The sequence below is a fragment of the Streptomyces sp. NPDC001828 genome (assembly GCF_042892175.1).
GTDB lineage: Bacteria > Actinomycetota > Actinomycetes > Streptomycetales > Streptomycetaceae > Streptomyces.
Window position 1 is genome coordinate 410,906 of the sequence record NZ_JBIATV010000004.1, and the last position, 26,469, is coordinate 437,374.

The window sequence follows — 26,469 nt, forward strand, 5'->3', positions numbered from 1 at the left end:
CTGTCTCCTCAGCTCCTCCCGACTCCTCAGCTCCCACCTCCTGAAAGGGCCAACTCCATGCGCCGCAGCGATTCGATCTCCAGGGCCGCGCGCCGATACTCCACGCTGGTCGCCGTCACGGCCGTGGCCGCGTCCTTCCTCCCGGCGGCGACAGCATCGGCCGCGTCCCAAGGGCCACGGGACATCGTGCTCGTGCACGGGATGAACGACGGCCCGGGCGCGTGGAACAGCATGGTCGACATGCTGAAGCGACAGGGCTACACGGACGGCCAGATCCACCGGTTCAGCTACGACACCAACTACGGCTCCCGGGTCGCCGACGTCTCCAAGGACTTCGACGCGTTCATCCAGAAGGAGGTGAAGGGGAAGAAGTTCGACATCGTCGCGCACTCGCTGGGGAGCGTGATATCCCGCTACTGGATGACCGACCACGCGGGCGACGCGGCGAACGTGGTCAACTGGATCTCATTGGCCGGACCCAACCACGGCACCATGGCGGCGTACTGGTGGGGCGACGCGGCCGGCGCGTTCTGGAAGAAGTTCGTGTGGGATCTGGAGCCCTCCAGCGACGCGCTGCGCAAGGCCAACAACAACAAGCAGTACGACTGGTGGGGCGAGACGGGCGGCGGGCCCACCCGGTACGCCACCTTCCGCAGCGGCTGCGACGAGGGCATGGGCGGGGTCCCGCTCGACTCGGCGGTCATGATGGACAAGGAGGACTTCGACTCCACCAGCCTCGGCGGGGCCATCAACTACAAGGTGACCAACACCGACCAGGACTTCGCGGGCCACTGCCCGTCGCACCCCGGATTCCCCCAGGACTCCGAGGTCCAGAAGAAGGTGTACGAACTCCTCGCGGACGGCGGCGAGGGCGGCAGCGACTACCGTCTGAAGATCGACAAGGTCCGCATGTTCGACGAGACGGGCGACGGCGGAGTGAAGGGGAACGCCGACCGGTTCGGGTACATCCGCGTCAACTCCGCGGGCGGTGGGTCCGCCAACCTGTCCAACGTGTACTGGCGCAACGACCGCGGCGACACCGACGACTCGGGACACGAGTGGCTGAACGTCCCCAACAGCGGGTTCAATCGCGGTACATGGACGGACTGCACCAACGGCCGCTGCGGCATCGACGTGATGGTCGTGGACGAGGACTACGGCAGCGTGGTCGACCCCGACGACGTGGAGGTGAACGGCAGCATCGTGTGGGACGTCCGCCACGACGGCCCGGGCCGGCACTCCAAGGTCGTCCAGGGCCGGTACGGCAAGGCGGAGGTCTTCTACACCGTCGAACGCAAGTAACCCCGCCCGATCACCCGGCCGCCCCGGCACACGCCGCCCCCGCGTGTGCCGGGTTCCGGCGTGCGCCGACGAAGTCCCCGAAGCCGCGATACGGGCGCCGGACAGCGGACGGCGATGCGGCCCGGGCATTCCGGCGACCCGCGCCCCGACTGCGGTCCGGCAACCTCCCCGCAGTGTGGGCGTCCCACCTTCACATCAGTGCCCCGAACTCGGCGATGCTGAAGCGGAGTTGCTGGGCAGGTGTCGCGTGGTCAGCACCAGCCGACCTTCTTGTAACCGACCCAGAACTCACCCTTGTTGTTGACGCTCGCGCTGGTGCCCATGTGGGCGTAGTTGTGCGCGCCCATGACCCTGCCGATCTTCCCCCGGGAGACGCTGTTGATCTGGATGTAGGGCGGTCCGGCCAAGGTCATGTTGTAGGTGGCCGAGGCGTCCGGGGCGCGGGTGCCGCTCGCCCAGCAGGCGCTGCCGTTGGAACGTCGCAGGACGAGGTCACCGTTGTCCTGCATGGTCACGGTGTAACCGCTGTTGCAGACGGCCATGTTGATGTTCAGGGTCGCGGAGAACGAGCTGCCGACGCAGGTGATGCCCGCAGCCATCGCGGCAGGTGCGGTCGCCGTCGTGGCGGCGAAGGCGGTCGTGACCATCGTGGTGGTCGCCAACGTGAGGGAGACGGCTCGGGCAACGCGGGTCATCGTTCTGCTCCTTGACGCTTGGATGGGGGAGCGGCCGTTGGCGGGCACGAAGGGACGCCCCATCGGCCGGGGTGGGACCGGGGGCATAGCCGGGCTCAGGGGGCAGAGCCTCCCGCGCCGAATGACCCGCCGACCCCGATGGGATTCAAACGGGCACCGCACTGCAACATCGCAGGATCAAGGCGGCCGCCCGGCCCACCACAAGACGGGACCGGGCCACGCCGAACGGATAGGGCCGAGCTCAGCCGATGACGACGATGCCACTCTCGCCGCCGCCGGCGGAGTGGTCGGTGGCCCACTGGTGGCCGCTGCCCGCGGTGTGGACGTGGGTGGTCTCGGCGAACCCGGCCCAGTGTCCGGCGACGAACGGCTCGTCAGCCGTGGCGACGCCCTCGTACCGTCCGCCAACGGCGACGTCGGCGTAGGCAGGGGCGGCCAGACCCGCCATGGCGAGCGCGACGGTGGAAGTGACCAGAACGCGGGCCAGCATGCTCTTCATGAGAGTTCCTCTCGGAGTGGGGGATGTCCCCTGAGTTAACGCAGACGTGACGCTCATCCGGTACTGCACGCGCCGACGCGGGCAGCCGATCACCCAATCGCGTAGCCGAGGGCAAAGACCGGGTGCCGGGGGAGTGTTGCCGAGCGTCGCGTGATGACCCTCGCATCGGCGGGCCGGTGTGTCCCAGAGCGGGCAGTGCGTCGTCAGAGGCCAGACTTGAGGCGTCGGGTCCGGCTTCGCCCGGAACTCCTCCGAAGTAGGGGAAACACTATGACCTGGGCATCCTGGACCACGGTGGGCATCCATGTGCTTCCCGGCGTCGTACAGGCCGAGGGGTTCGGCCAGATGCAGGGAGACCTCACCATTCACACCACATGGTCGGAGCACGAGGCACACCTCGCCGTCCAGTACTCCGGCGCGACCGACTGGTACACCCTCGTCGGGAGTCCCGTCCCCTGCCACTCCGAGGAGGACAGCCGCGCCTATCACCAGGCCGTCGTGGACGGTGTACGTGAGGGTGAGCGGGCTCAGGACGTGCTGAAGAGACTCTCCCGTACGGCCTGAAGGCTTCCTCCTGGGTGCGCCCCGCAGGGGGAGGTGCTTCTCGGCGCGCGCCACCTCGTGCGTGGCCTGGCAGACCGTCGGGCGGCATGAGCGACTCGGCTGACAGGGCGCCCGCCCGACTGATCACGGATTCGTCCGACAGGTCATGCATGCCCCGGTTCTCAACGGGCACAAGATCGATACTTCGCGGTCGGACGCCCCCCATCCGGCCTCGTAAGGCGGCCCCGCCTCCTCAACCCCGAGACGAGTGGCGGGGCCGCGTCATGTCGTCACGAGGCCTTGAGTGGCGCAGTCACGCCCGTCGCCACAACGCTCAACTCACAGCCCCGAACACGGCGGTGAGCCCGATGATCAACCCGCCGTACGCGAGAGTGATGAGCAGGACACAGAACAACAGCAGCCATCCCGTCACGATGGCGAGCAGGGCCAGGCCGCGGTCACGGCCGCCCAGGCGCTTGCCCCAGCTGCGCCCGATGTGGCCCGTCAAGATGGCCACGATGCCGAACACAGCCATGAAGAACGTGTAGAACCCGCCGTACATCAGCCAGAACATCGGCGTCAGGAAGATCGCAATGATCAGGCTGACACCCAACGCGGCCGACCAGCCGGCAACTCGGGCCGGAATGTTGCGGGCTACAGCGGTCGGAACGGGTGTCTGCTGGGCACTGCCGGTCACTCTGGATCTCCCCCGGGGTACTGGGCCGGACGGGTCCCGCCCCTGAAAGATCCACAGGCTGGTCCGGCTTCCGGATCATCACACATCCTGGGCGGTCGAAGGGAGTTCGGGCACCCCCCGACTGGTCGTCGTGCGTGGGCGTCTCTCACCTCGACAGCCCCTGGATGGGGCCGGGCCCGTGGGGGCCCGGCCGCCGTCGTGCGATACGCGGGCTGTGCTGTGGCCGTGGTGGTTCAGTGGTTGGTGCCGGTGGCCCAAATGGCCTGGCTGCCGTCGTAGATGACGACGTTGCCGTCGTCCTGAATGACCAGTCGCGAGCCCGGGTGGCCGTTGGTGTTGGAAGCCCAGACGGCCCTGTTGGAGGCGGTGTAGACGACGAAGTTGCCGTCCGTCTGGAACCGGGCCGTCCAGCCCTGGCCGACCGTGTTCGAAGCCCAGCGCGCCCGGTTGAACTCGTCGTAGACGACCAGGTTGCCGTCCGTCTGCATGACCAGCCGCGCCGTGTTGGAACTCACGGACTGGTTGCGGTTCAGGGTGAACGGTGCGTAGCGCGTCTGGTTGGCCTGGGGCCCCAGCGTCGTCACCGAACCGGGGGCAGCCGCCGCAACGTGTTGGGCGGGTGCGGCGTTGGCCTGGCCGGTGAATGCCAGGGCGGTGAGCGTGGCAGTTGCGAGAAGGGTGATGACTCTCTTCCTCACGAGCGAACTCCTTGAGTCAGGCAGTACATCCAGCGGTGCCCGACCGGGCGCCGCAGCCGCACTCTGGCACCACCGAGACACCGGAAGAAGCCGCTCCGTACGTGAGTGGCGGGTTCATATGCCCTCTTTGACCTGAAGGCGCCGACATCGCAAGGCAGGAAATAACCGGCGAAAGCCCCCGACGAGCACAACATGTGTCCGCTCTTCCGGCGGCTCATCCGGCGGCTCATCCGGCGGGCAGCCACCATGCCCATCTCGGCGCGCTCGTACGGGACTTCACATCAAAACAGGGACCTCTCCCATCGGCACCGGGACCTCTCCCATCGGCGAGCGAGGTGTCCTAGATCACTAAGGCGAGTTCCGTCAGGAATCCGTTATTCCGGCATTTCCCGACCTACGCTCACCGAGCGCAACAAGATCACCACAGAAACAGCACATTCTTGCCATACGAAACGAGCGTGAACTCAACCATGAACAGAGCCGCGAGACTTCTCACCGCGCCGGCCATCGCCCTGACCCTCGTCTTACCCGTCCTCGCCGTGACCGCGACTCCCGCAGCCGCCGCGGCCGATGACTACACGTTCACCAACAGCGACGGAACACTCAACGCGACGGGTACCGGTGACGGAAACCAGATCTCCGTCACACCTGACGGCACCAACTTCAAGAACTGGCGGCTGATCAAGCTCAACGACCCCGGCACGTTCAACATGGCCAGCACCTCCTCCGGGAAGTGCGTGTACGCCTCTCAGCCCGCCACCCAGCAGTCGTGCGGCAAGCCGGGCGAGGAGTGGCACTTCCGTCCGGTCGACGGCAAGCCCAACACGTTCGGGATCGCCCGGCGCGACGACTCCAGCGGTACCGAGTACTGCATGGACAACCGGGGTGGGCTCCACCTGTGGGGCATCCTCGCCCAGCCCAACATATGCAACGGCAGCGCGAGCCAGGAGTGGACGGTCCCGGCGTCGAAGGCCGCCGAGGCGAGGCAGCTCGGCCTCGACTACTACGCCGACCTGTGCTCGAAGAAGACCTCCACCTGCTCGTGGACCGAGAAGTCCGAGGGCCAGCCCGAGGTCCTGCCCCGTCAGCCCGCCTCGTCGGTCTGGTTCAACGACACCAGCGGCACCATGAAGCAGGTCTTCACCACGATCTACCACTCCGGCTGGGCACAGTCGTTCTCCGCGGGCCTCTCGACCTCGGTCGGTGTCTCCGTCCCGGTCCAGGCGATGATCAGCAGCCAGCTCACCGCGACGCAGACCTACACCTCGGACTCGACCACCGTGAACGGCATCGCGATCGACGTGCCGTCCAAGAATTACGGGTGGGTCGACTTCGCGGCAGTCGGCAAGAAGGTCACCGGCACGTGGACCTTCAACACCGACAACCAGCCGTGGACCGCTGACGCGACCGTGACCGTGCCCGTCATCAACTCGACGGCCGGATCGACGATGTACGTGGCACACACCAGCGCCACCGGGCCGGACACGGGCACCGGTACCACCGACCAGGACGTGAAGCCGGCCGCACTGGCGAAGACCACCACGAGCACGGTGGACATGCCGAAAGGGGCGCATCTGACCGCCTACAAGGGCGGCGTGCGGGCCATCGACGACACCGACGGCAGCCCGATCGCGACGATCCTGCCCGGCACGGTCAAGGCCACCGACGGCACCACCCACACGTTCAGCGTGACCGTCGACGGAAACAAGGTCACCCAGACCATCGACGGCGTCACCGGAACCACCATCGACGGCACCGTGACCCCGCCGACCTTCGCCGTCGGCGCGGGGGAGCCCGCGCCGGTCGGCGTCGGGGCCTCGAAGCCGGCCCTCGCGGCGAAGGCGGCTCTCGGGATGCGTTCCGTTGCGGCCGACGACAAGGACAAGGACAAGGACTCCAGAATGGCCTGCATCGGCCAGAAGATGGCCACAGGGATCATCGGCGGATTCTTCGGCACCATCGAGGCGGGCGGCGCCGGAGCGATGCCCGGCGCCCTCGGCGGCCTCGCCGTCGGAATCGTCACCTGCAAGTGATCTGACCCGTACGGTCTCGACCGCGTGTCCCCCTGCCCGTGGTCCGGCGGGGGGACACCGTGATTCGTCCATCGCCCGATCCCGATCCAAGTGCCGTTCGCTGTAGCGGTGTTGGGGGACGTGTGGGGGAGTGGCCGGGCAGGTTCAGTCCGTTGTGGGGCACACCAGCGATGCCTCGGACACGTCAGTGGCAGACGTCCACTCGCTGACGCTGAACGAGGTCGAGACAGGGGCCGGACGGGGGGAGTTCCTAGCACCGCGTATACGCCGGATGACGGATATACAGCCGCTTGGCGACAGGTAGATCGTTGCTCTCGACGTTCCTCAAGCCATGAGGGATGCGACGACCTCCGCGTAGGTCGGGGTGGGAGTGTGATGCCCAAGGCGCTGTACTCCCGTGACGATTCGGCAAGGCTCCGCCGTACCACCGCGCAACTCGGTCCGTACCGCCACCTGATGGGAGTCGCGACATGGCACACCACGTCTCTGGCCTGGGCATCAGCCCCACGAGCATGGATCCCAGAAGCCACATCACCGACCTCTACGTATTTCAGAAACCGGGCGACGCGAGCAGGACGATCCTGGTGCTCAACATCAATCCGACCTCACCGATCACCGACGACGCCGTCGACCACGAGTCGGTCTACGAACTCGGCGTGGACACCGACGGCGACGCGGTCACCGACATTGCCCTCCGCATCCGCTTCTCACCCGTGCGGGAGCACACGCAGACCGCGAGGCTGCAACTGGCGACCGGCCGGGAGGCTTCGGCCGCCCTCGACGCGGGGGACACGATCCTTCGCGACGCACCCGTGACCTTCGGCTCCGAGCCGCAGATCACCTCGGCCGGTGACTTCAGGTTCTTCGCGGGGCTCCGCAGCGACCCGTTCTTCGCCGACCCTGTCGGCGCGAGCAACAAGTTCCAGTGGACCGGCGAGGACTTCTTCGCCGACAAGAACGTGTTCGGCATCGTGCTGGAAGTCCCGAACAGTGTGCTCGGCCCCAACCCGAAGGTGGGTGTCTGGGCCAGAGTCCTGGTTCCGCACGACGGCCGAATGGTCCAGGGCGACCGGGCCGGGCGGCCCGGGATCGACAACAACTTCAACCAGGACGACGACGACAAACGAGTCTGGAACCAGCAGGAGCCGTCTCACGATCGCGAGGGCTTCCTCGACAAGTTCACTCACGTCTTCGAGCACGCGGGTCACCCCAGGGACCGGGCTGTCGCTCTCGCGGAGAGCCTGCTCCCCGACCTTGTGGCGTACGACTACACGAGTTCCCAGGGGTTCCCCAACGGCCGTAACCTCACGGACGACGTCATCAACTTGGGGATCGCCCAGCTGAGCAACGGCGCCGTGCCCCACGACGGGCTGCGGCCTCACACCGACCTTCGCACGGAGTTCCCCTTCCTGGGGGCTCCCCACTAGCGAGGACGACCCGAACCCAGCACCGCCGTGCCGACTCCGCCAAGGGCCTCAACTGTTCTCAATGTCCGCAACTACCCTTGTCTGCAAGCAACTTGGCGTTATCCGGCCGCGGCGGGCCGGCTGGATTGTCAGTGGCGTCCCATAGGTTCATCCCATGAGTTCTTCACTGAGCGTCTACCTGCTCGACGTGGCTGCCACCCGTGCCCTGGTCGGATCCGGCGACGACACGTTGCTGGAGGTGATCCGCGACAACTACGGCGACGACATGGCGCGCGACGACGACTACTTCAGTGACGAGATCGAAAGGGGCGCCCCCACGGCGTACGAGGCGTTGAGCGCGGTCGTTCACGGCGGCCCGTTCAGCGAAGCCGCGCAGTACGCCTTCCAGTACGGCTACGCCTATCGGAGGCTGTGCTCGCTCACGGGCTCGTTCCTGCCCAATAGCAACTTCACCCCGCACCGGGGCGCCTGGCTGGCGGTCGTCGACCAAGGGCTCAAGGCCCTGGGCATCACCGCCGTGTCCGTGGAAGCCTTCAGCCACGGCGGCCCGCCCGCGCCGCTGCCGCACACCTTCATGCCCGGATACGGCGAGTGGACGCCGGATCACATCGCCCGCGCGTTGGAGCAGTTCGAGACCGCCCAGCGCGCGATCGATGCGTCGGGACAGGCCCCGCCCCTGGAGCCGGAGGTGTTGGAGGCTGTCACGGAGTGCCTCGACTGGATGCGGTACGCGCAGGCCCGGCCCGGCCACGGAGTCGTCGGGTTCCGCTCCTGAGGTCCGCGCGGACCAACGACGTTGTTTGTGGCGATGCAGGGGTAGCGTCCTCGACATGGACCTTCGCACGACCGTTGAGCGCGCTCAACGCCTCAAGCAGCTTCACGCCGATTCCAAGCCGCTCGTGCTGCCGACCGTCTGGGACGTCTGGTCCGCACGGACGGCGGCCGGCGCCGGATTCCCCGCGCTCACGATCGGCAGTCATCCGCTCGCGGACTCCAGGGGGGCCGACGACCACGAGGGGCAGACCTTCGAGGAGGTGCTCGCCGCCGTCAGGCCGATCGTCGCGGCGGTCGACGTCCCCGTCTCGGTGGATCTGGAGGCCGGATACGGGCAGGAGCCCGCGGATCTCATGGCCGGACTCGTCGAAGTCGGCGGTGTCGGCCTCAACATCGAGGACACCGTCCATTCGGAGGGCGGGCGCCTGCGCAGCACGCAGGAGCACGCGAGTTACGTCTCCGGCCTGCGCGCGGCGGCTGACGACGCGGGGATCCCGGTCTGGATCAACGGGCGCACCGATCTCTTCCTCCACGCGGAGAACCCTTCCGCCGTCCTCGACGAGGCGATCGTGCGCCTGCGGGCCCTGGAACAGGCCGGCGCCGACAGTGTCTACCCGGTACGCATCCAGGACGACGACGATCTCCTCGCGGCGGTGATCGGGGCGGTCGCCATTCCGGTGAACTCGACCGCCCACCCCGTCAAGCACGATCTTGAGCGCTTCCGCCGCCTCGGCGTCGGCCGGATCACCTATGGCCCCCTTCTGCAGCTCGCGATGACGGACGCGATGAAGGACATGCTCCGCCCGTGGGCCCCCTGAGAAGCCGCGCGAAGGGCTCCTGTCCGGGCTCCAGGGCTCGGCGCCGGTGGGCATTCCGTTAGCCCTACGGAGTGAACAAGGCGTTCGCGGACAATCCGGACGTCGTGTGGTTCCGAAGGAGCGATGAGAGGCCCTCAAGGGGGCTCATCGCAGGGCCCGTTCCGGGTGTTGCGGTTCGTCGTTTCAGGAAGGATCACATGATGTTTCGTGCGGTGAAGGCTGCTGGTCTGCTGGTGGCGGTGGGTGCGGCGATGACCATGGGTGCCGCGTCGGCGTCGGCCGACGCGGGAGCTCAGGGGGCGGCCATCGGCTCTCCCGGCGTGCTGTCGGGCAACGTGGTGCAGATCCCCGTTCACGTGCCGGTCAACGTGTGCGGGAACACGGTCGGTGTGATCGGCCTGCTCAACCCGGCGTTCGGCAACACCTGCGTCAACGACTCGCACGGTGACTGGCGGCAGCACGGCTGGAACGGCTCGCGCATGCACGGTCATGCCGGGATGCACGGCCGGCCGATGGACCACCGGGGCGGATACGGGGAGGGGCACTGAGACAAGCGCGTAGTCGTGGCCCGCTTGGGGTGACCACGACGGGCCGGCCTTGGGGAAGGTGACGTCCGGCCCCCGTGCCGACAGCGGATGCCATCGGTATCCGCTGTCGGTTCGGCACCGGCGACGGAGCTATCGGCGGTATCTGCTTCATCTACGAGAACCGAGCTCCCGTGCCCGCCCCGGTGGCCAGCGCGTACGCGATCCGCGGCCTCGACCCGATGTACGTGGACAACGAGGGCACGCTGGCCCTCGTGCCCTGGGTTCACGCGGAGGACGTCCTCCGTGCGACGCGGGCCCCCTGGTCGGCCGGCCCCGCGGCCGTCACCTCGCGAGCCACTTTCCTTCCGGCGCCCTTCTCCGGAGCGTGCCGCTCGGGGTGGAAGGAACGGTGGGCGCTCGGGTTGTCCTGCTGGCTCGTCTCGTCCACGTCCGGCGAACAGCCAAGCGCCGCCCCGCTATTGGCGGATGTCCATATGGAGGCGGATCGTCGTTCCTTGGTCCCGGTTGGAGCGGATCTCGACCAGATCGCAGAACTGGTGGGCGAGCCAGAGGCCGCGGCCGCCCATCTGGTCTGCCGAGGGGCGGGTGCGGCCGGCCATGACGTCGGAGATGTATCCGGCGTCCCTGAACTCGCACAGGAACGAGGCGTCCTGCGCCCAGGTCCGCAGGGTGCCCTGCCCTCCGCCATGCCGGATGCTGTTCGTGGCGATCTCGGTGACAGCCACGGCCAGCCTCGGCAACCGGTCCTCGGGGACCCCCGCGTCGGACGCGCACTGGGACACCTTCGACCGCACCGCCGAGAGGTCACCGTGCCTGTAGGTGAGCTCTTGATGTGGATCACACGGATCGGGCAGGTCGTCGAAGACGTAGTCGTCGACGCCGAGGTATCCCTCATTGCGTACGGACTGACCGTCCTGATGGATCAGCGGGTGGCAGCGGGAGACCGATCGCAGCGCGCTCTGGTCCTCGTCGGCGGCATCGTAGGGACACAGCATCGACCAGGCGGAACTGCGCGCGAACGCACGGTTGAGGAGCCACTCGTGGTAGCGCAGCTCGGAGAGGTGCGCCGCGCTGCGCGCCTGGCGCCAGGCGGTCTCACCGATGCCGCGGACCGGTCGGCCCCCTTCGCCGCGCTCGCGCATCCAGGCCGTCCAGGCCGCGACGAGCCGGCCGGGGTTCCCTCCGGCCGTCGACGTCTCGACGAACGTGACGGCGGGCTCGTCGGGGAATTCTTCGCGCAGGAGCGATGACTTGTCCGAAGGGACGGCGACGACGATCGCCTCGTCCGCCTCCAGGGCCTCGTGGATGAAGCCGAGCGTCCCCGCCAGGAACTGAGTGTCCCCGCGGTAGGGGTACAGCTCGTGGCGGAAGCAGGACTCGGGCTCGGGCTCGGCGGACGTCTTCGGAGGCAGGGAAACGCTCATGCGCTCATCACCACCGCGAGGTCGGCCGTCGCGTAGCCGGCGAGTTCCCAGCACAGGCGCACCGTTTCGTTGGCGCCCTCCACGAGGATGCGCCGGTCGGGCGGCAGACGGCGGGCCGCGTCGACGAGGGCGTGCATCCCGGCCGCGTCGATCATGTCGAGGGCGTCGAACCGCAGCGTCACCGTGGGAGCGCGCACCGCCGCGGCGCGCACCGCGGCGTTGAACGCCGACGCACACTCCGAGTCGATCACACCGTCCACGCTCCAGCAGTCAGCACCCGTGCTGAACATCCGGAAGGCCGGACGCTCAGCGCGTATGCCCACCTCCTGCGGATGCACACATGCCACATGTTCCAGCGTAGGCGCGTCCCACTGCGACGGCCTGTAGGCGCAGACCACGATCGCGCCGCTCTCCGATGCGAACTGGTCGAGCTTCAGCTCCTGGGCCAGCAGCTCTTCGACGCTACCCGGCGTAGTCTTGGGGACTCGCTCGGTGAGGACGCGTACGGAGCGGAAGCCCTCACGCAGCGCCGTACGGGCCTCACGGCGCACCGCCGCCAGCACGAAGTCGGCGTCCATGGCCGCCGGGAAATCGAGAACGACCGAGGCGGAGGGCCCGGCGTCACGCGAAATGCCGGAGGCGTTACCGACGCGGCCGACGACGACGATCTTGTCGCCGTGGAGGGCTCCGTCGGCCGCGAAGGTCCGCGCGTCGCGCAGGAAGGCGGAGGCTGGTTCAGTACGCCAGCAGACGTGGTCCCCAAGTTCCACTTCGTCCAGGGTTGCCAACGCCCGCGCCGTTCTCACCTGACCCCCTTCCGGCCGCCGCTCGACCGGTCGGCGCGATATTCGCAGTGTGCTGAGCCTAGCCGAGCGACGGTTGAGCCCGGTCCAAAGACGGGGCTGCCCCCTGACGGTTCACAACAAGGGAGGGTCAGGCGCCGGGAGGACGCCGCGACCGCGTAGCCGTGTGGGGCTTCGGTTTCGGCCGCGAGGCTCCCGGACCAATCCGTCCCGTGCTCGGCTCCGAATCCCCTTCACAAGCTCGATCCGATGCGCCCCGGACCCGGCGCTCGGCTTCTTCCCGCAACTGACTCATTCAGGCGTCGCGCTCTGCCCACGGGCAAGCAGTCCCGGTCCCACCGCAATGTGGGGCTGGTGACCACCTGGGCGCGGCTGTGCGGGGAGCCATCGAAAGTCCGTGTACCACCACGCAGTTGGAGGAGAGCACGATGACGAAGACGAGGAAGACATCGGTCAGGGTCCTGGCCATGACGGCACCGGTGGCGCTTCTCGCACTGCCGCTGGCCTTCACCAGCTCGACGGCGAGCGCGCGGTCGAGCGACAGCACCACGTACATGGCGACGCTGAAGCCGCTCAACCACGCCGGCGGCTCGGGCATGCTGATGCTGCAGCTGACCGGCTCCAAGGCCGTGATCACCGAGGACGTCAAGGGACTGGCCCAGACGTTCATGAAGGCGCCCTTCCCGCACGTACAGCACATCCACATCAACGGGATGGGCAACTGCCCGGACGCCTCGGCGGACAAGAACGGCGACGGCGTCGTCAGCACCACCGAGGGCGGACCGGCCTACGGGGCGATCGGCACCACGCTCGGCCTGACCGGCGACACCAGCCCCGCCGCCGGAACGGACATCAAGATCGCGCCGTCCGGTGCGGACTTCCACTACTCCCGCACCATCACCCTGGACGCGGCGACCCAAGCCTCGATCAAGGCCGGCAAGGCCGTCATCGTCGTCCACGGTCTCGACCCGACGACGCTGAGCGCCAAGGCCCAGGCCGAGCCCAGCGACCTCGTGCCGTCGCTGCCGCTGGCCGCGACCTCCCCGGCACTGTGCGGGCCACTGGCCGCGTCGCAGATGGCCATGGTTCCCGGTGGCGGAGTCAACACGGGCGGCGGCGGGACCTCCGGCATCCAGGACTCCTGGCTGTTCGCGGCCGGGGCGGGCCTTACAGTCGCAGCCGGCGGCACCCTGGTCCTGCGTCGACGGACCAGCGCCGAGAAGTAGACCGTCATGTCTTGGCTTGCACGACTGTTCGGCAGTGGCCGCCGACGCCTGCTGGCGTCGGCGGCCGCCGTCCTGCTCCTCGCGGCAGGAGGAGCCCTGTCCCTCGGGATCTCCAGCCAGCACCACGCGCCCCGGCCGCCGGTATCGGCCGGCCTCCCAACTGGCGATCACACCAGGGGAGTTGAGGCCCGGGGCCACACAGAGAGTCCGACCGGCGGCCCGTCCAGTGTTCCGGCGGGGCCTACGGTTCATGCCCCGGCGGCGCCGAACGGCCCGGCGGTGACGCCGACCGCGATCAGCATCCCGGCGATCGGTGTGCACCATGCGCTGCTGAGCCTCGGGCAGAACAAGGACGGCACCCTGGAGGTTCCGCCGATGTCCGACGTCTCGGCACCGGGCTGGTACCGGAACTCACCAACCCCCGGCCAAGTGGGCCCGGCGGTCATCCTTGGGCACATCGACGGAACCACCGGAGCCAAAGGCGTCTTCTACGCGCTGGGCGCACTGCGCCCCGGCGACACCGTCAGCGTCACCCGCAGCGACCGCACCGTGGCCGTGTTCAGGATCGACGGCGTCAACACGTATCCCAAGGACGCCTTTCCCACCCTGACCGTCTACGGCAACACTCCCAACTCCCAGCTCCGGCTGATCACTTGCGGCGGCCGGTTCGACCGCGCCACCCAGCACTACCTGGACAACACCGTCGCCTACGCCACCCTGACCGGAACCCACCCTGCCTGACCGCCCCAGCACGAGGAGGGAACGATGAACACCGAGCGACAGAGCACCGGAGCAGCCGGACGGCACAGGGAAGGACGGAGAGTCCGCCTGTGCACTCTCGCCGCCGCCGCGGTGCTCGCGGCCGTGGCGGGCGGGTGTGCCTCCGAGAACGCCACCGCCCCCGCCGCTACCGGCACGGTCACGTCCACCAGCACATCGACGCCGACCGGCACCTCAGCGTCCCCTGACTCCGCCATGCGGCCGGGGATGCGGATGCCTGACACGACGCAGGCCGCCGCGCCTTCGGCGTCAGCGCTGATGGTGTGCGGACCGGAGATCCGCGAGGACGTGGTCAAGATCCTGGCGCCGCCGCACGCGCCGACCACGACCACCACGTGGTCCGATCACCTCTACACCTGCACGTATCACCTGCCGACCGGCCGGCTGGTGCTGTCGGTGAAGGAGTCCCCGGACGCCGCGTCCGCGAACACCTACTTCCAAGCCGTACGCAAGCAGTTGGGCACCACGACGCCGCTGACCGCCGCCCAGGGCTTGGGTAACCCGGGCTATGAGTCGAAGGGAGGCACGGTCGTCGTCCTCAAGGACGGCAAGACCCTGCGCGTCGACGCCACCGCCATGTCAACCGCGTCCGGACCGCACCGGCTCTCCCGGGCCGACCTGGCCTACGAGGTCGCCAGTGACATCCTCGGCTGCTGGAGCGAATAGCCGGTGAAGCCGGCGGGCCGTGCACCAGCGGTCTACGCGGAGGTGTTTGGTACGTGGCGCGGTGAGGCGGTGCGGGCGCGGAGGCGGCGCAGCATGCGCGGATCCTCGAAGCCGACTGTGCGGGCGGCGGCTTCGATCGTCGCGCCGTGGCTGATGAGGTGCTGGGCGCGTTCGAGGCGGAGGGTCTGCTGGTAGCGCAGCGGGGTGAGCCCGGTGGCACGGCTGAAGAGGCGGGTGAGGGTGCGTTCGCTGACGCCGACGGCCGCGGCCAGGGCGGGCAGGGGGAGTGGTTCGTCGAAGCGGGTGTCGATGAGGTCCTGGGCGCGGTGCACGGTGTCGTCGAGGTGGGAGCGGTGGCGGAGCATCGCGCTGGCCTGGTTCTCACGGCCGTTGCGGCGAGCGTAGACGACCATGTCCCGGGCCACTTGGGCGGCGACGGCCGGGCCGTGCCGGGTCGCGACCAGGTGCAGGGCCAGATCGATGCCGCTGGCGATGCCGGCCGAGGTGATCACCCGGTCGTCGGTGGTGAACAGGACGTCGCGGACCACCACCGCCCTGGGGTGGCGCAGCGCCAGCTCGTCCTGCACCTCGTGGTGGGTGGTGCAGTGCCGGCCGTCGAGCAGACCGGCCCGGCCGAGCGCCTCGGCTCCGGCGCAGACGCTCGCCACCGTCCCGCCCCTGGCGTGGTGGTCCCGGAGGACCTGTAGGGAGGCGGCGCCGATGGCGTGGGTGTCGGCCAGGGTGGCTGCCCGCCATCCCGGTACCAGGATCAGATCCTCGGGCCCGAGCTCGGGCCAGTCGAGCCCGGCCAGCAGCGGCAGCCCCTGCGCGGTGGGGACCTGTGGCTGCTCGGCGACGTAGGAGAGCGTGTAGGGGTGCCCGAAGTCGGCGGCCGTGGAGAAGACCTGCGCGGGGCCGGCCAAGTCCAGCAAGTGGACTCCGGGCACCAGGAAGAAGACGATGTGGCTCACGATTCGGTCATCATGCCGGAAGTGCTGCCGCCGCCTCCAGCTGCTCGACGGTCGCGATGGTGGCGAAGCGTCCGGCGAGGGCGTACTCGGTGCGGCTGATGACCTCTGCGGCGGGCAGAGTTCGGGGATCGGCAAGGAGTTCGGCGACGCTCTGCCCGGCGGGAGCGTCCCGGTGCGGGATGGGGTTGGTCGCGGTCGCGTCGATGGCAAGGGTGACCTGGTAGCCGAGGTCGCCGGCGAGGCGGGTGGTGGTCTCCACGCACTGCTCGGTGCGGATGCCGCAGATGGTGAGCTCGCGGATACCGCGCTCTGTGAGGAGTTGCTGCAGGTTGGTGGTGGTGAAGGCGTTGTGCGACGTCTTGTGGATGAGCGGCTCCCCGTCCGCCCGCTCCAGCTCCTCCATCAGCCGGACATGGCCGAGGGCCGGGTCGAAGACGTCGCCGCTGCCGGGCTCGGAGTGCAGCACCCACACCACCGGGTCCCCGGCCCGACGAGCGAGCTGGACCAGGCGGTTCACCTGGTCGGCGATCTTCGGATCGGAAATGGTCGCCCACAGCGGACGGGCACGGAAGGACTCTTGGACGTCGATGACGATCAGCGCTCGGGTCATGTCCCAAGCCTGTGCCGCGCGGGCGGGGCGGCGACAGGCCGCATCGGGTCCGGTAGCGGACCGATCCGGTCAGCGGTAGGCGGGGCGCGAGCTGCACGGAGGGCTACGGGTGTCTGGTCGAAGAGGGGATCGCCTACCAGGTCTCGCAAGTTGGGTGAGGGACCGGACCTGTGACCTTGCGGATCCAGTCTCGGTAGTGGGTGGGGCCGGTGTGGCCGCCGGTTGCCGGTATGAGGGCATCGCCGGATGCGGCGGCGAAGGGGCCGGCGGTGTCGTCGGTGAGGGTAGTGCGGCCGTCGTCGTGGGCGGCCAGGGTGATCCGGCCCAGTTCGTCCAGCGGGATGGCGTCGGGGCCGGCGACGTCGCGGACGCCTTGGAGGGGAGGGCCGGTGGCGATGTCGACGAGGGCGCGCGCGGCGTCGGCGGCGGCGATGGGCTGCACCAGGGTGGTGGGCAGGCGGACGGTGCGGCCTTGGGTGGACCAGGACATGATTTCGTCGATGTACTCGAAGAATTGGGTGGCGCGGACGATGGAGTAGGGCAGTGGACCGGCCTTGAACAGCTCCTCCTGGAGGACCTTGGCCCGGTAGTAGCCGAGGTCTGGCACCCGGTCCACGCCGACGATCGACAGCAGGACGGCGTGTTGGACTCCGGCCGCGTCGGCCGCGGTGAGGAGGTTGGCTGTCGCAGTCCGGAAGAAGTCCGCGGAGGTGTCGTCGGTGGTGGGCGACTGCGTCGCGTCGATGACGACGTCGGCTCCCGCCAGCGCCGGGGCGAGTCCCGTGCCGGTGAGGAGGTCCACGCCGGTGGAGCGCGCGTGCGCCCTGGCTTCGTGTCCGTCTGTGGTGAGGGTCTGGACGATCCTGGAGCCGATCCGTCCGGTTCCGCCGAGCACGGCGAACTTCATGGCACACCTTCTTGGGGGAGTTGTGTGGGGTTTGCGGGGTGGCCGGCTGCGGGGCGGTCCTCGTGCGGTTCCGCAGAGCCGGGGAGCCAGGGGTCAGCCGAAGATGGCGGTGGGTTCGCCGACGAACCAGGTGTTGTCGATGACGAGCCGGCGAATGACCCAGCGGTCGCCGTCGCGTACCAGGTCGACGTCGTAGGGGTTCTTGAGCAGCGCATGCTTGGTGCGGTCGGCGATGAGCAGGTGCTGGGCCTCCACCAGGGCGGTGAGGTGGGCGGTGCCGCCGTTGATGGTGATTCGCGGGTTGGTGACCTGGTGGGTGGTGTCCACCCGGCCGGTGAACATGCCCAGGATGGTGGTGACAATGGTGTCCCGTCCCGACATCAGCGGCGGCTTGGCTCCCCACTTGGCGGCGGCCGGACGGAAGTCAAGCTCGGCGTCGGCGCTGAACGCCGAGGCGAACAGCGCCTTGTCCTTGAGGTCTTGACCCAGGCCGAAGCGGAAGAGCGCGTCGGTGATCTCCGTGCGGTCCCTGAGTTCCGCGACCACCGCGACGGTGTCATGCGCGAGGGCGGTCAGGGCGCGGTCGTGAGTGACGTACATGATGTTCTCCAGCAGGTCAGGTCAGCAGGTCAGGTGGTTTCCGACGTCTTCGATCCTGCTGCGGGTGGGTCTTGGCATCAACGCGTACCTGGGCAACGATCGTTAAGCCCCGGTTGACGATGAAGGGGTTCGGGGATGTTGGAGCGGTACGAGGTGGAGGCGTTCTTGACGCTCGCCGAGGAGTTGCACTTCGGCCGTACCGCCGAGCGGCTGCACGTGTCCACGGCCCGGGTCAGTCAGACGATCGCCAAGCTGGAGCGCCGCATCGGCGTTCCGCTGTTCCACCGAACCAGCCGCCGCGTCGAACTGGCTCCGGTGGGGCGGCAGTTGTACGAGGAGGTTCGGCCCGCATGGGACCGGATCGCCGACGCCTTCGGCCGGGCCGTCGATGCCGGACGGGGCCTGACGGGATTGTTGCGGGTCGCCTTCAACGGGCCGGCCGCGGGCCAGCTGTTGGTCGGGGCGGCGCAGGCATTTCGTACCCGGCATCCCGACTGCGACGTCCAGATCCGTGAAGCGCGGCTGCCGGAAGTCCTGCCGTGGCTGCGCAGCGGGGAGGTGGACATCGCGCTCACCTGCCATCCGATGCGGGAGCAGGGCATCGTCATGGGGCCGGTCCTGGTGCGGGAAGCACGCATGCTCGCCGTACCGACCGGGCATCCCTTCGCCCGCCGCGCGGCCGTCTCCATGGAGGACCTGGCCCGCGTCACCGTGCTGCAGATCCCCGAGACGCTGCCGGACTCCCTGCGCGACGACCGGGCACCGCGCCGGACGCCCGCCGGACTCCCCATCGAACTCGGCCCGTCGGCCTCGACGTTCACCGAGATGCTGACGCTCGTCGGCGCGGGGGAGGGAGTCGCCGTTGTCGGCGCCCACGCCAGGCGCTACTTCGCCCGCCCCGACGTCGCGTATGTGCCCTTCGAGGATGCCCCAGCCGTGCAATGGGGACTGGTGTGGCTCGCCGAAGGCGCCACGGCCCGCGTCCGCGCCTTCAGCGAGGCCTCACTCGACCTCGTGCGGGCGTGAGTCTGCGCTTTTGCCGTTCGGATTGCACTACTTGACGGTGCGTCAGGTATTGGTTGGTGGCCTTGCCCGTCAGTGTTCCCAGGCTGCCGCGCCATCGGCCGGTGCCTACACCGCCAGAACCAAAGCGCTCACCGGCCCGCAGCACCCGTGCACTCCGCCCGCCCCCGGCGGAGCGTGCTGTCAGCTCCGCTTGAAGAACTCGACCTCTGCCAGGGCGATATGGCGCCCCGACCCCGTCCCCGCCGCCGATCGCACGACGAGTTGGACCGTGACGACGTCGCTGATGCCCGTCGGGACGGTCTGTGAGCCGGGCTTGTCGTTGAGGGTTATCGCCTTGTGGGACACCTGCCCGTTCGACGTGGTCGTGACGAGGTCGAGGGCGATGGGCCGTGCCTCGCCGGAGTACACCTGGGGGTCCGTCGACGCTCCGCCGGTCACGACGATGTCCACCAGACGGAACGGTGCCCGGAACGTGAACGTCAGCGAGTCGCCGATCGAGGGGGCGCCCCAGTACTTGTTGTTGAGGCCGTCCGTGGCGTTCCCCGCCGGGTGCCCGGGGATCTCGGCGCTCGCGGTGACTCCGGAGGGGCTGATGGCGGTCGCTCCGCTGAGTTTGTCCCGGGTGTCCTCGAACAGGGCGCGCCCCGCAGGCAGTAGGAACAGGGCACCGATCGCGAGGACGGCCAGGACGGCCAGGATGACGAGCGTGCGGAAGACGCGCCCCGAGCCGCCGCGCACCCGGCGACGGAACGGCCAACGGGTGCGCCACCACGGCAGCGGAGCCGTCGGCTCCGGCACATCGAGCGGTGCGGCGCAGCGCCGGCAGAACTTGCGCCCGGGCTGGTTCGGCGTGGCGCACACCGGACAGGGCGGGCCGGCCGCCTCGCGCACCTCGGCAGCCCGTACGACGGGCCGCGCCGCCACCGGCTTGGCGGGCTGGACGGCGGTGATGGGGGTGACATCCGCCGAGCCAGCCCGCAGCGGGGCCGAAGGCGCTGGCTGTCTGGGTGCGGCCGGGTCCGACGACCGTGACCGTGACCGTGGTTCGGGCTGGGCGCGGTCGGTGGGTGCGGCGCGTGGGGGAGTGGCGGGGGCGGGATGACCTGCGGGCCGGGGCTCGGCCGCCGAAGCGGGGCCCCGCGCGCTGTCCGCCTCCCGCGCGCTGCCCGGTGCAGCCGCGTCGCGGCCGGCTGGTGGCACCGAGCCGGCCTCCGTGGCACGCGAGTTGGTCGTGGCCGCCGGTCCGGCGGTGCTCCCCGGTGCCGACGTGCCCCGCTCCGCAGTGCCCCCTGGTGCCGACGTGCCTGGCTCGGGCCCGTCGCTCTCGCGGGACCACCCCAGGTAGGAGCCGCAGTTGCCGCAGAAGTCGTCCGTATCCCCGTTCGCGGTGCCACACGCGGGACATGAGCGCATAGTCTCAACTCCCTTCGTGTACGGGCGGATCGGGCAGGGTCCAGACGTCCCCGTTCGCGGTGCCGCACGCGGGACATGAGCGCATGCTCTCAACTCCCCTCGCGGACCGGCGGCCCGGGCAGGATCTCGACCCGGCACGTGACGTGGACGGGGCACGACGCCCGGACGATGTCGTGCACCCTGGCCTGGTCCACGGTGCCCGTCCGCCCCGGCCACACGCGGACCACCACCTCCTCGGCCGACTTGGCGGGCAGCTCCGAACCGGCGGTCGGCGACCAGGCCGCGCCGCCGCTGTCCACGACCTCCGCCTCCACTCCTAGGCACAGCCCGAGCCGTTCGACGAGGCCGCGCCGCGTGCCGCGTCTGCGGTGCAGCTCCATGGCGCGGACGACGACCTCGCGGCGCAGTTCCCCGGGCAGTCCGGGGACGGAGTCGACACCCACCCACGACGACAGCCACTCGACGAAGTCCGGCGGTGCCAGACGCGGATCGAGGTAGGCGGCGAGGTTGTCGAGGGTGGACAAGACGGGGGCGAGGACCGTGTCCAGGCCGGCGGTGAACCGCTGCGCCAGATCGTCCTCGGCATACAGCGCGGGCAGCAGGCCGCCCATCGGATGGCGGCTCGCCAGCCCCGGAATCGCGGCCCTGGTCATCGGTCGTCACCGTCCAAGTCGGCCTCGACGACGACTACTTGGTGCTGGTACGAGAACACGAGCGCGTTGGCGCCGACGTCGACCCGCTCGGCCGGGGCGCCGCGGCGCCCCGTGATCGGGTCGGCGGGGAACAGCTTGACCTCCTCCACCAGGCAGCGTCCGCCGACCCGTTGGAGCACGCCGAACACCTCTCCGTACTGCACGGGCCTGCCGAACGCCCAGCCCTCCCCGTCGGCCCCGCCGCGCAGCGGGTTGAAATGGGCGAACAGCGCTGCCAGCGCGGCCTCGCGCACCCGGTCGGCCCGGCCGGTGGGCACCACGAGCCGGGCGACGACCGTGACGCCCTGGTAGGCGGGCGGCTCCACGACGAGACGCGTACCGACCAGGCGTCGCTCGTCCAGCGCGGCCGCGACGGCCCGCAACACCTGCTCGGACGGGATCAGTTGCTCGAAGCGCAGCCGGTCGCCCTCGCCCTCGTCCGCGACCGCGTCGGGCACCACGAGCACCCGCACCGCACCGCCCTCGGCGGTGGCCGCCGGCACGCAGCGCACCCGGCGTATCGACGGCGCGGCCTGACGGGCCACGATCTCGTAGTCCTCGGCGGTGACCGCCCGCTCCTGCATGCGCAGCGCGCCCGGCGCCCGCAGCTTCGCGTTGGCCACGCTCTCCCCGTCGACGCCACCGCGCGCCGCCTCCCGGTTCTCCACCCGGGCGATGTACGGAACGGAGCTGCGCAGCACCGAGATCGCGCCGCGCGCGACGTTCCCGCCCGCCCCGCCGCCCGTCCGGTAGCTGGGCACCCGCACGTGCGCGCCCTTCTCGGGCACCGCGCCGTACGTGCGCAGCGATCCGTCCGGCTCGCGCACGGCGGGCGGGAACGCGAAGGTGCCCGAGGTCGCGTCGATCACCACGTGACGGTCGTCCGGGGAGGAGTCGCCGAAGTGCTCGACCGCCCGCCACGTCTGCCAGCCCTGATGCGAGGACACCTCCACCACGGGCGGCTCTCCGTCGAGCAGGATCGGCGGCCGGGCCACGGAGAATCGCTGGCCCGCGACCCCCTCGGCCATCCCGAGCGGCACGTCGGTCACCGTCTCCGCGTGTTCCACGGAAGCGGTACCGCCCACGGTGAACACCTCGGCCTCGCGCACTGTCGGCGATTCCGAGTAGAACGGCTGCCCCGGCGCCGGCTGTGTGACCCGGCAGCGCAGCCAGCCCCCGCGGGTGCCCGCGACGACCGAGGCGGTGTGCCCCGCCGGGACGTACACGATCACCTCGCCGGGCCGGTTGAGTCCGCCGGTCGTGTCGGAGCCGGTCTCGCAGGGCAGCCAGCGCGCGCCGTCCCACGCCTCCCAGGCCAGCGGTGGCTGACGCGGGTCCACGCCGACACCCTCGACGCGGCTGTCGAGGTGCACCGAGACGATGCACCGGGGCACGGCCGCGGGCAGCCCGAACAGCATGGCGTCGCCGGGCGCGGGAACGGCCTGGAAGCACGGGATGTCACGGCCTTCGGCCAGCGCCGTCGTACGGACCGTCTGCTCCCCGCCGACCGGCGCCGTCACCAGAGTCGTCAACTCGCTCGGAATGATGGGCAGTTCCTGGGTGGTGGCGAACACCACCCCTTCCTCCGTCTCGCTGCGCGCCGTCGCGACCTCGGCACCGGCGCGCAGCGTCACGGTCTCGGGCTGCGGAGCCGACAGCCAGAAGTCGACCTCCGCCGTGGCCGCCGCCGGCGGGAACAGCTGGATGCCGAGCAGGTCGAGGAACGCCGAGTAGTTCTTCTCCGGGACCCGGTTGAGGCGGTAGAGGAGCTGATCGACCATGTACGCGAACGTCTCGATCAGCGTCACACCCGGGTCCGAGACGTTGTGGTCGGTCCATTCGGGGGCGCGCTGCTGAACGTACCGCTTGGCCTCGTCGACCAGCTGCTGGAAGCGGCGGTCGTCGAGATTGGGTGAGGGCAGGGCCATCAGCTCGCCTCTCCGTACGAGGTGCCGTCTCCGGCGCCCTCCTCGGACGGGATCGTGTAGAAGGGGAAGACGAGGTTGCGGCGGTCGTTGGTGGACCGCACCGTGTACCGCACGTCGATGTAGAGGACGCCGTCGTCCACGGCGTCGAACGCGATGGCCACGTCGGTCACCTCGATGCGTGGCTCCCAGCGCTCCAGGGCCACGTGCACCTCCTGGGCGATGAGCCCGGCGGTGGCGCCGTCGCCCGGGGCGAAGACGTAGTCGTGGATGCCGCACCCGAACTCGGGCCGCATCGGCCGCTCGCCCGGCGCGGTGCCGAGCACGAGCCGGATCGCCTCTTCGATCTCCCGGTCCCGCTCGACCATGCCGATACCGCCGGTGGTGCCCACGCGCAGCGGAAAGCCCCAGCCGCGCCCGATGAATTTCTCGCTCACATCGGCCCCCCGATGAGGACGTCGAACGCGCCGCTCACGATCTGTGCTCCGCAGGTCGTCTGGTCCCGCATGCGCGCCGCGGGCAACCCGCCGATGAGCACCTCGCCGGAGACGAGCGCCGCCGGATTCGGCAGGACCAGGTTCGCCGGACCCAGCGCCAGATGCGGAGGGACGACGCACTCGTGGAGGCTGCCGGTGACGGCGGCAGGGCGGCCCCCGATGAGCACGGTGGCGACCGCGACCGCCCCGGGTGGCGGGGTGGCGATGATGCCGCCGTGACTGGTGGCGTCGCCCGTGCGGGCTGCGGGGGGCATGGCGATCTCTCCTTGCCGGTCTGATGGCCATAAGACGAGAGGAGCTGACGGAGCGTCATTACACTTTTTTGTGCACGTCAGTTGATGCGAATGAGTCGTGCCTTCAAGACGGCGAGCAGGCCTCCGTCCACGTTGACCGCGGTCTTGCCGACGATGTTCACCGCGGTGCCGTCCACCTTGACGTCGGCCTTCGCGTCGATGTCGACCGAGGCGCCCTTCACGGTCACCTTGCCCGCCCCCGCGTCGAGGGTGATCCCGGTCGGGGACAGGGTCACGGAACTCATGGGGCGAGCGGCACCCGGTCCGTACACGGTCAGGGAGATGCGGTTGCGGCGTTCGTCGAGCCGCACTTCGAGCCGGTCGTCGCCGCTGGCGAGCCGCACCCCGGACGGCCCCCGGCCCGGGGTGTCGAGCAGCTCCACGCGGTTGCCCGAACGGGACACCAGGGAACGCCGGTTGACCGTGCCCCGCGACCGGTCGACCAGCGGCCCCCGGTGCGGCGAGGGCTTGTCCACGCCGTTGTACAGGCCGCCGATGACATACGGAGCGTCGAGGAGCCCCTGCTCGAATCCGACCAGCACCTCGTCGTTGACCTCGGGGCTGAACACACCGCCCCCGCCCTTGCCGCCCCACTGCACCGTGCGTACCCAGTCCGTCTCGTAGTCCGCGTCGAGCCACGGGAACTTGAGCCGCACCCAGCCACGCCCTCCGCCGCCCGGCTCGCGGATGTTGGACACCACTCCGATCGCGAGGCCCGGCATGCGCGGCCCCCGGGAGGGCGCGTTGGCGCCGGCGGCCAGGCCCGCGAGGGAACGGTCGGGGGACGCGCTGACGAGGACCGTCGTCCGGTAGCCCCCGTGTGGCTCCAGAACGTGGTGCGCGGCGGTCGCCGTGTAACGCCCGGAGAACGCTGGGCCGACGTTGCCGAGGGCCACCGGTACTCCGGCCCGCAGCATCGGGTTCCCCTCGACGACTGCCTCCAGCTCCGTGAACCCCGAACTCACCAACCCCGCGACCGAGGTGGCGACCGCCTCGGTCTCCGCCTGGGTGCGGTACGGCATGTCGGTGACCGTCAGCCGGGAGGAGCCGCCGAACGCGCTGCTCACCACGGACGGCTTCATCCCCGGGGTCACGGTTCGGCTGATCACGGACGGCCGTCGGGTCACCAGCGGTGTCTTCGTGTTGACGTCCCAGCCCCGCACCTCGACGCTCCCCGCCCCGTCGGCTCCGGTCAGGACCGCACGCAGGGCCAGGAGATTGCGCGGGTGCTCCAGGACCAGTGGGCTCTGCGCGGCCGACGTCGACGGGGCGGGCGCCGACGCGGCGGGCTTCGGCTTCGTGAACTGGAGCAGCCCCTTGTCGTCGACACGCACCTGAGCACCGCTCTCACCGGCCAGGAACTGCAGGAAGTCCCAGTCCGAGACGTTGGCCTGGGACAACTGCTTGTACGTGATCGGCGCTGCCTCGACGCGCCCGCAGGCCAGCCCGGCCCCGGCCGCGACCTTGCGCACGATGGCCGAGGCCGTCATGTTCCGGTACGCCACCACCCGGCGGCCGCGCTGCAACCGGTGTGCCTTGGAGTACGCGCGCAGCACGGTGAACGACCCGGTGGTGTCGCTGTCCAGTTCCAGGGCCGTCACCTCCCCGGTGAACAGCAGCTCCCGCGCTTGTCCCCGCACGGTGACGACCGAGATGCGCAGTACGGTGCCGATGGTGATGCCCGTCGCCTTGAGCAGTTCGTGGTCCGGGTCGCGGTACATGAGGACCGCCTCGTCGGGCAGCCCGACGTTCTCGTCCACCACGCAGCTCACCAACTGCGTGATCCACTCGGTCGGCAGCTCCGAGGGAGCCTCCACGATCGGGTCGGCGGCGAAGGAACGCCCGCCCTGTGCCTCGGGCGTGGTCATGGCGTCTCCTCCCGTAGGGCACTCTGCGTGCCCGGCACGAGCAGTTCGGTGCCGGGCACGAGCACCATCGGATCGTCGATGTCGTTGGCCTCGGCGATCACCCGCCAGGCCGTGGCGTCCCCGTACTCCCGCCAGGCGAGCAGCGGGAGGCTGTCACCCGGCACGATCCGGTGGGTGCTGCGCGCCTCGCGCGCGCCCGAGGTGGGGTTCTGGCCCGGCGGGTCGACGCTCGCTTCCTCGATGGAGAGGCTGCACTTCGCGCGAAGGGGCTTTCCGTCGGCGTCGAACAACGTGTAGGTGACGGAGAGTTGGGACATCACGCCGTTGAACGCCGTGCTCTTGGTGGAACCCCAGTTGAAGCGCACCCAGGGACTCGCGGGCTTCTTCCGCGCCAGACTGCTCCGCGTCGGCACACACGCTTTCATCAGCTTCTCCACTGCCTGTTCCACCGAGTTGTCGTGCTTGGCGGTCCCGTCGAGGAACACCTCCAGGTTCAGCGAACGCGGGCCGCTGCCGACGAACTCGGGCAGCGCGGACTGCCCCGCCATCCGGGAGGGGGTGCGCCGCCACTCGGTGTTCTTGCTCAGCGAGAGGGACGACGGATTGAACTGGAGCTCCACCAGGGCGAGTACGCCGCCGGGCTTGGCGCCGACCTTCGCGGGCGGCTCCATGATCGTGAGCTTGGCGCGGGCACGGCTCGTACGGACAGCGGGGGCCATGTCGGTCCCTCCCTT

The 26,469-nt window shown here is 69.7% G+C and carries 28 protein-coding genes; 11 read left to right on the forward strand and 17 right to left on the reverse strand.

What is annotated here, in order from left to right; translation table 11 throughout:
* Positions 1–57 precede the first annotated feature (57 nt).
* Positions 58–1,302, forward strand: a complete 1,245-nt coding sequence (locus ACFYZA_RS16100; RefSeq protein ID WP_388490921.1) for an esterase/lipase family protein — start codon at positions 58–60, stop codon at positions 1,300–1,302.
* Between the two features lie 251 nt (positions 1,303–1,553).
* Here ACFYZA_RS16100 and ACFYZA_RS16105 read toward each other — a convergent pair whose 3' ends face one another.
* Both ACFYZA_RS16105 and ACFYZA_RS16110 read right to left on the reverse strand, forming a co-directional pair.
* Complete coding sequence (locus ACFYZA_RS16105) at positions 1,554–1,997, reverse strand: hypothetical protein (RefSeq protein WP_382585452.1); 444 nt, start codon at positions 1,995–1,997, stop codon at positions 1,554–1,556.
* 241 nt (positions 1,998–2,238) lie between these two features.
* Positions 2,239–2,496, reverse strand: a complete 258-nt coding sequence (locus tag ACFYZA_RS16110; RefSeq protein WP_382585456.1) for a hypothetical protein — start codon at positions 2,494–2,496, stop codon at positions 2,239–2,241.
* Between the two features lie 270 nt (positions 2,497–2,766).
* On the opposite strand from ACFYZA_RS16110, the gene ACFYZA_RS16115 reads away from it, so the two are divergent.
* Positions 2,767–3,060, forward strand: a complete 294-nt coding sequence (locus ACFYZA_RS16115; RefSeq protein WP_382585460.1) for a hypothetical protein — start codon at positions 2,767–2,769, stop codon at positions 3,058–3,060.
* Positions 3,061–3,373: 313 nt separating this feature from the next.
* Here ACFYZA_RS16115 and ACFYZA_RS16120 read toward each other — a convergent pair whose 3' ends face one another.
* Together ACFYZA_RS16120 and ACFYZA_RS16125 are read right to left on the reverse strand one after the other, a co-directional pair.
* Complete coding sequence (locus tag ACFYZA_RS16120) at positions 3,374–3,736, reverse strand: hypothetical protein (protein WP_388490923.1); 363 nt, start codon at positions 3,734–3,736, stop codon at positions 3,374–3,376.
* 233 nt (positions 3,737–3,969) lie between these two features.
* Entirely contained in the window at positions 3,970–4,434 is a 465-nt protein-coding gene (locus ACFYZA_RS16125) for a hypothetical protein (RefSeq protein WP_388490925.1), read from the reverse strand.
* Between the two features lie 458 nt (positions 4,435–4,892).
* Between ACFYZA_RS16125 and ACFYZA_RS16130 the strand changes: the two genes are divergently transcribed.
* The 5 genes from ACFYZA_RS16130 to ACFYZA_RS16150 all read left to right on the forward strand — a co-directional run bounded on the left by ACFYZA_RS16130 (position 4,893) and on the right by ACFYZA_RS16150 (position 10,034).
* Positions 4,893–6,467, forward strand: a complete 1,575-nt coding sequence (locus ACFYZA_RS16130; protein WP_388490927.1) for a hypothetical protein — start codon at positions 4,893–4,895, stop codon at positions 6,465–6,467.
* Between the two features lie 512 nt (positions 6,468–6,979).
* The gene (locus ACFYZA_RS16135) at positions 6,980–7,894 is read left to right on the forward strand and encodes a DUF4331 family protein (protein WP_382585471.1); all 915 of its coding nucleotides are present in this window, start codon (positions 6,980–6,982) and stop codon (positions 7,892–7,894) included.
* Between the two features lie 154 nt (positions 7,895–8,048).
* A complete protein-coding gene (locus ACFYZA_RS16140; RefSeq protein ID WP_388490930.1) occupies positions 8,049–8,669 on the forward strand; it encodes a hypothetical protein in 621 nt (206 codons plus the stop codon).
* Positions 8,670–8,724: 55 nt separating this feature from the next.
* Positions 8,725–9,486: an isocitrate lyase/phosphoenolpyruvate mutase family protein gene (locus tag ACFYZA_RS16145; RefSeq protein WP_388490932.1), complete on the forward strand. Its 762-nt coding sequence runs from the start codon at positions 8,725–8,727 to the stop codon at positions 9,484–9,486.
* A gap of 197 nt (positions 9,487–9,683) precedes the next feature.
* Entirely contained in the window at positions 9,684–10,034 is a 351-nt protein-coding gene (locus ACFYZA_RS16150) for a chaplin (RefSeq protein WP_382585480.1), read from the forward strand.
* 455 nt (positions 10,035–10,489) lie between these two features.
* Here the strand turns inward: ACFYZA_RS16150 and ACFYZA_RS16155 are convergent, their stop codons facing one another.
* Both ACFYZA_RS16155 and ACFYZA_RS16160 read right to left on the reverse strand, forming a co-directional pair.
* Positions 10,490–11,458 carry an anti-sigma factor RsbA family regulatory protein gene (locus tag ACFYZA_RS16155; protein ID WP_382585483.1) on the reverse strand — a complete coding sequence of 323 codons (969 nt, stop codon included), beginning with the start codon at positions 11,456–11,458 and terminating at the stop codon, positions 10,490–10,492.
* Positions 11,455–12,228 (reverse strand): MEDS domain-containing protein, encoded by a 774-nt coding sequence (locus ACFYZA_RS16160; RefSeq protein ID WP_388490935.1) that lies wholly within the window; start codon positions 12,226–12,228, stop codon positions 11,455–11,457. The genes ACFYZA_RS16155 and ACFYZA_RS16160 overlap by 4 nt, the downstream gene beginning before the upstream one ends.
* Positions 12,229–12,689: 461 nt before the next feature.
* Between ACFYZA_RS16160 and ACFYZA_RS16165 the strand changes: the two genes are divergently transcribed.
* The 3 genes from ACFYZA_RS16165 (at position 12,690) to ACFYZA_RS16175 (ending at position 14,933) form a co-directional block, all read left to right on the forward strand.
* Positions 12,690–13,487, forward strand: a complete 798-nt coding sequence (locus ACFYZA_RS16165; RefSeq protein ID WP_388490936.1) for a hypothetical protein — start codon at positions 12,690–12,692, stop codon at positions 13,485–13,487.
* Between the two features lie 279 nt (positions 13,488–13,766).
* Positions 13,767–14,228: a class F sortase gene (locus ACFYZA_RS16170; RefSeq protein ID WP_388490938.1), complete on the forward strand. Its 462-nt coding sequence runs from the start codon at positions 13,767–13,769 to the stop codon at positions 14,226–14,228.
* A 24-nt stretch (positions 14,229–14,252) separates the two neighbouring features.
* Positions 14,253–14,933 (forward strand): hypothetical protein, encoded by a 681-nt coding sequence (locus ACFYZA_RS16175; RefSeq protein WP_388490939.1) that lies wholly within the window; start codon positions 14,253–14,255, stop codon positions 14,931–14,933.
* A 32-nt stretch (positions 14,934–14,965) separates the two neighbouring features.
* On the opposite strand, the gene ACFYZA_RS16180 is transcribed toward ACFYZA_RS16175, so the two are convergent.
* From ACFYZA_RS16180 to ACFYZA_RS16195, 4 genes are all read right to left on the reverse strand, one after another.
* The gene (locus ACFYZA_RS16180) at positions 14,966–15,904 is read right to left on the reverse strand and encodes a GlxA family transcriptional regulator (RefSeq protein WP_388490941.1); all 939 of its coding nucleotides are present in this window, start codon (positions 15,902–15,904) and stop codon (positions 14,966–14,968) included.
* A gap of 10 nt (positions 15,905–15,914) precedes the next feature.
* Entirely contained in the window at positions 15,915–16,514 is a 600-nt protein-coding gene (locus tag ACFYZA_RS16185) for a cysteine hydrolase family protein (protein WP_388490943.1), read from the reverse strand.
* Positions 16,515–16,647: 133 nt separating this feature from the next.
* Complete coding sequence (locus tag ACFYZA_RS16190) at positions 16,648–17,421, reverse strand: SDR family oxidoreductase (protein ID WP_388490945.1); 774 nt, start codon at positions 17,419–17,421, stop codon at positions 16,648–16,650.
* A gap of 93 nt (positions 17,422–17,514) precedes the next feature.
* Positions 17,515–18,021 (reverse strand): nuclear transport factor 2 family protein, encoded by a 507-nt coding sequence (locus tag ACFYZA_RS16195; RefSeq protein ID WP_388490948.1) that lies wholly within the window; start codon positions 18,019–18,021, stop codon positions 17,515–17,517.
* Between the two features lie 135 nt (positions 18,022–18,156).
* Here ACFYZA_RS16195 and ACFYZA_RS16200 point away from each other — a divergent pair, with 135 nt between their 5' ends.
* Positions 18,157–19,047: a LysR family transcriptional regulator gene (locus tag ACFYZA_RS16200; RefSeq protein WP_388490949.1), complete on the forward strand. Its 891-nt coding sequence runs from the start codon at positions 18,157–18,159 to the stop codon at positions 19,045–19,047.
* A 180-nt stretch (positions 19,048–19,227) separates the two neighbouring features.
* Here the strand turns inward: ACFYZA_RS16200 and ACFYZA_RS16205 are convergent, their stop codons facing one another.
* The 7 genes from ACFYZA_RS16205 to ACFYZA_RS16235 all read right to left on the reverse strand — a co-directional run bounded on the left by ACFYZA_RS16205 (position 19,228) and on the right by ACFYZA_RS16235 (position 26,454).
* Positions 19,228–19,971: an NADase-type glycan-binding domain-containing protein gene (locus ACFYZA_RS16205; protein WP_388490951.1), complete on the reverse strand. Its 744-nt coding sequence runs from the start codon at positions 19,969–19,971 to the stop codon at positions 19,228–19,230.
* Between the two features lie 578 nt (positions 19,972–20,549).
* Positions 20,550–21,113 (reverse strand): phage tail protein, encoded by a 564-nt coding sequence (locus ACFYZA_RS16210; RefSeq protein ID WP_388490952.1) that lies wholly within the window; start codon positions 21,111–21,113, stop codon positions 20,550–20,552.
* Positions 21,110–23,080, reverse strand: coding sequence for a putative baseplate assembly protein (locus ACFYZA_RS16215; protein ID WP_388490954.1), 1,971 nt, complete (start codon positions 23,078–23,080; stop codon positions 21,110–21,112). The genes ACFYZA_RS16210 and ACFYZA_RS16215 overlap by 4 nt, the downstream gene beginning before the upstream one ends.
* On the reverse strand, positions 23,080–23,514 hold the full coding sequence (locus tag ACFYZA_RS16220; protein WP_382585557.1) for a GPW/gp25 family protein: 435 nt from the start codon (positions 23,512–23,514) through the stop codon (positions 23,080–23,082). The genes ACFYZA_RS16215 and ACFYZA_RS16220 overlap by 1 nt, the downstream gene beginning before the upstream one ends.
* Positions 23,511–23,828 (reverse strand): PAAR domain-containing protein, encoded by a 318-nt coding sequence (locus ACFYZA_RS16225; protein ID WP_382585560.1) that lies wholly within the window; start codon positions 23,826–23,828, stop codon positions 23,511–23,513. The genes ACFYZA_RS16220 and ACFYZA_RS16225 overlap by 4 nt, the downstream gene beginning before the upstream one ends.
* A gap of 77 nt (positions 23,829–23,905) precedes the next feature.
* A complete protein-coding gene (locus ACFYZA_RS16230) occupies positions 23,906–25,735 on the reverse strand; it encodes a VgrG-related protein (RefSeq protein ID WP_388490955.1) in 1,830 nt (609 codons plus the stop codon).
* Complete coding sequence (locus tag ACFYZA_RS16235; RefSeq protein ID WP_382585566.1) at positions 25,732–26,454, reverse strand: peptidase M23; 723 nt, start codon at positions 26,452–26,454, stop codon at positions 25,732–25,734. The genes ACFYZA_RS16230 and ACFYZA_RS16235 overlap by 4 nt, the downstream gene beginning before the upstream one ends.
* Positions 26,455–26,469: the final 15 nt, after the last annotated feature.

Coding starts and splice junctions, on each gene's coding strand:
- ACFYZA_RS16135 (WP_382585471.1), top strand. CDS start 6,980: ATGGATCCCAGAAGCCACATCACCGACCTCTACGTATTTCAGAAACCG.
- ACFYZA_RS16215 (WP_388490954.1), bottom strand. CDS start 23,080: ATGGCCCTGCCCTCACCCAATCTCGACGACCGCCGCTTCCAGCAGCTG.
- ACFYZA_RS16105 (WP_382585452.1), bottom strand. CDS start 1,997: ATGACCCGCGTTGCCCGAGCCGTCTCCCTCACGTTGGCGACCACCACG.
- ACFYZA_RS16200 (WP_388490949.1), top strand. CDS start 18,157: ATGTTGGAGCGGTACGAGGTGGAGGCGTTCTTGACGCTCGCCGAGGAG.
- ACFYZA_RS16185 (WP_388490943.1), bottom strand. CDS start 16,514: ATGACCCGAGCGCTGATCGTCATCGACGTCCAAGAGTCCTTCCGTGCC.
- ACFYZA_RS16155 (WP_382585483.1), bottom strand. CDS start 11,458: ATGAGCGTTTCCCTGCCTCCGAAGACGTCCGCCGAGCCCGAGCCCGAG.
- ACFYZA_RS16145 (WP_388490932.1), top strand. CDS start 8,725: ATGGACCTTCGCACGACCGTTGAGCGCGCTCAACGCCTCAAGCAGCTT.
- ACFYZA_RS16195 (WP_388490948.1), bottom strand. CDS start 18,021: ATGTACGTCACTCACGACCGCGCCCTGACCGCCCTCGCGCATGACACC.
- ACFYZA_RS16115 (WP_382585460.1), top strand. CDS start 2,767: ATGACCTGGGCATCCTGGACCACGGTGGGCATCCATGTGCTTCCCGGC.
- ACFYZA_RS16230 (WP_388490955.1), bottom strand. CDS start 25,735: ATGACCACGCCCGAGGCACAGGGCGGGCGTTCCTTCGCCGCCGACCCG.
- ACFYZA_RS16110 (WP_382585456.1), bottom strand. CDS start 2,496: ATGAAGAGCATGCTGGCCCGCGTTCTGGTCACTTCCACCGTCGCGCTC.
- ACFYZA_RS16100 (WP_388490921.1), top strand. CDS start 58: ATGCGCCGCAGCGATTCGATCTCCAGGGCCGCGCGCCGATACTCCACG.
- ACFYZA_RS16140 (WP_388490930.1), top strand. CDS start 8,049: ATGAGTTCTTCACTGAGCGTCTACCTGCTCGACGTGGCTGCCACCCGT.
- ACFYZA_RS16210 (WP_388490952.1), bottom strand. CDS start 21,113: ATGACCAGGGCCGCGATTCCGGGGCTGGCGAGCCGCCATCCGATGGGC.
- ACFYZA_RS16190 (WP_388490945.1), bottom strand. CDS start 17,421: ATGAAGTTCGCCGTGCTCGGCGGAACCGGACGGATCGGCTCCAGGATC.
- ACFYZA_RS16165 (WP_388490936.1), top strand. CDS start 12,690: ATGACGAAGACGAGGAAGACATCGGTCAGGGTCCTGGCCATGACGGCA.
- ACFYZA_RS16225 (WP_382585560.1), bottom strand. CDS start 23,828: ATGCCCCCCGCAGCCCGCACGGGCGACGCCACCAGTCACGGCGGCATC.
- ACFYZA_RS16235 (WP_382585566.1), bottom strand. CDS start 26,454: ATGGCCCCCGCTGTCCGTACGAGCCGTGCCCGCGCCAAGCTCACGATC.
- ACFYZA_RS16175 (WP_388490939.1), top strand. CDS start 14,253: ATGAACACCGAGCGACAGAGCACCGGAGCAGCCGGACGGCACAGGGAA.
- ACFYZA_RS16150 (WP_382585480.1), top strand. CDS start 9,684: ATGATGTTTCGTGCGGTGAAGGCTGCTGGTCTGCTGGTGGCGGTGGGT.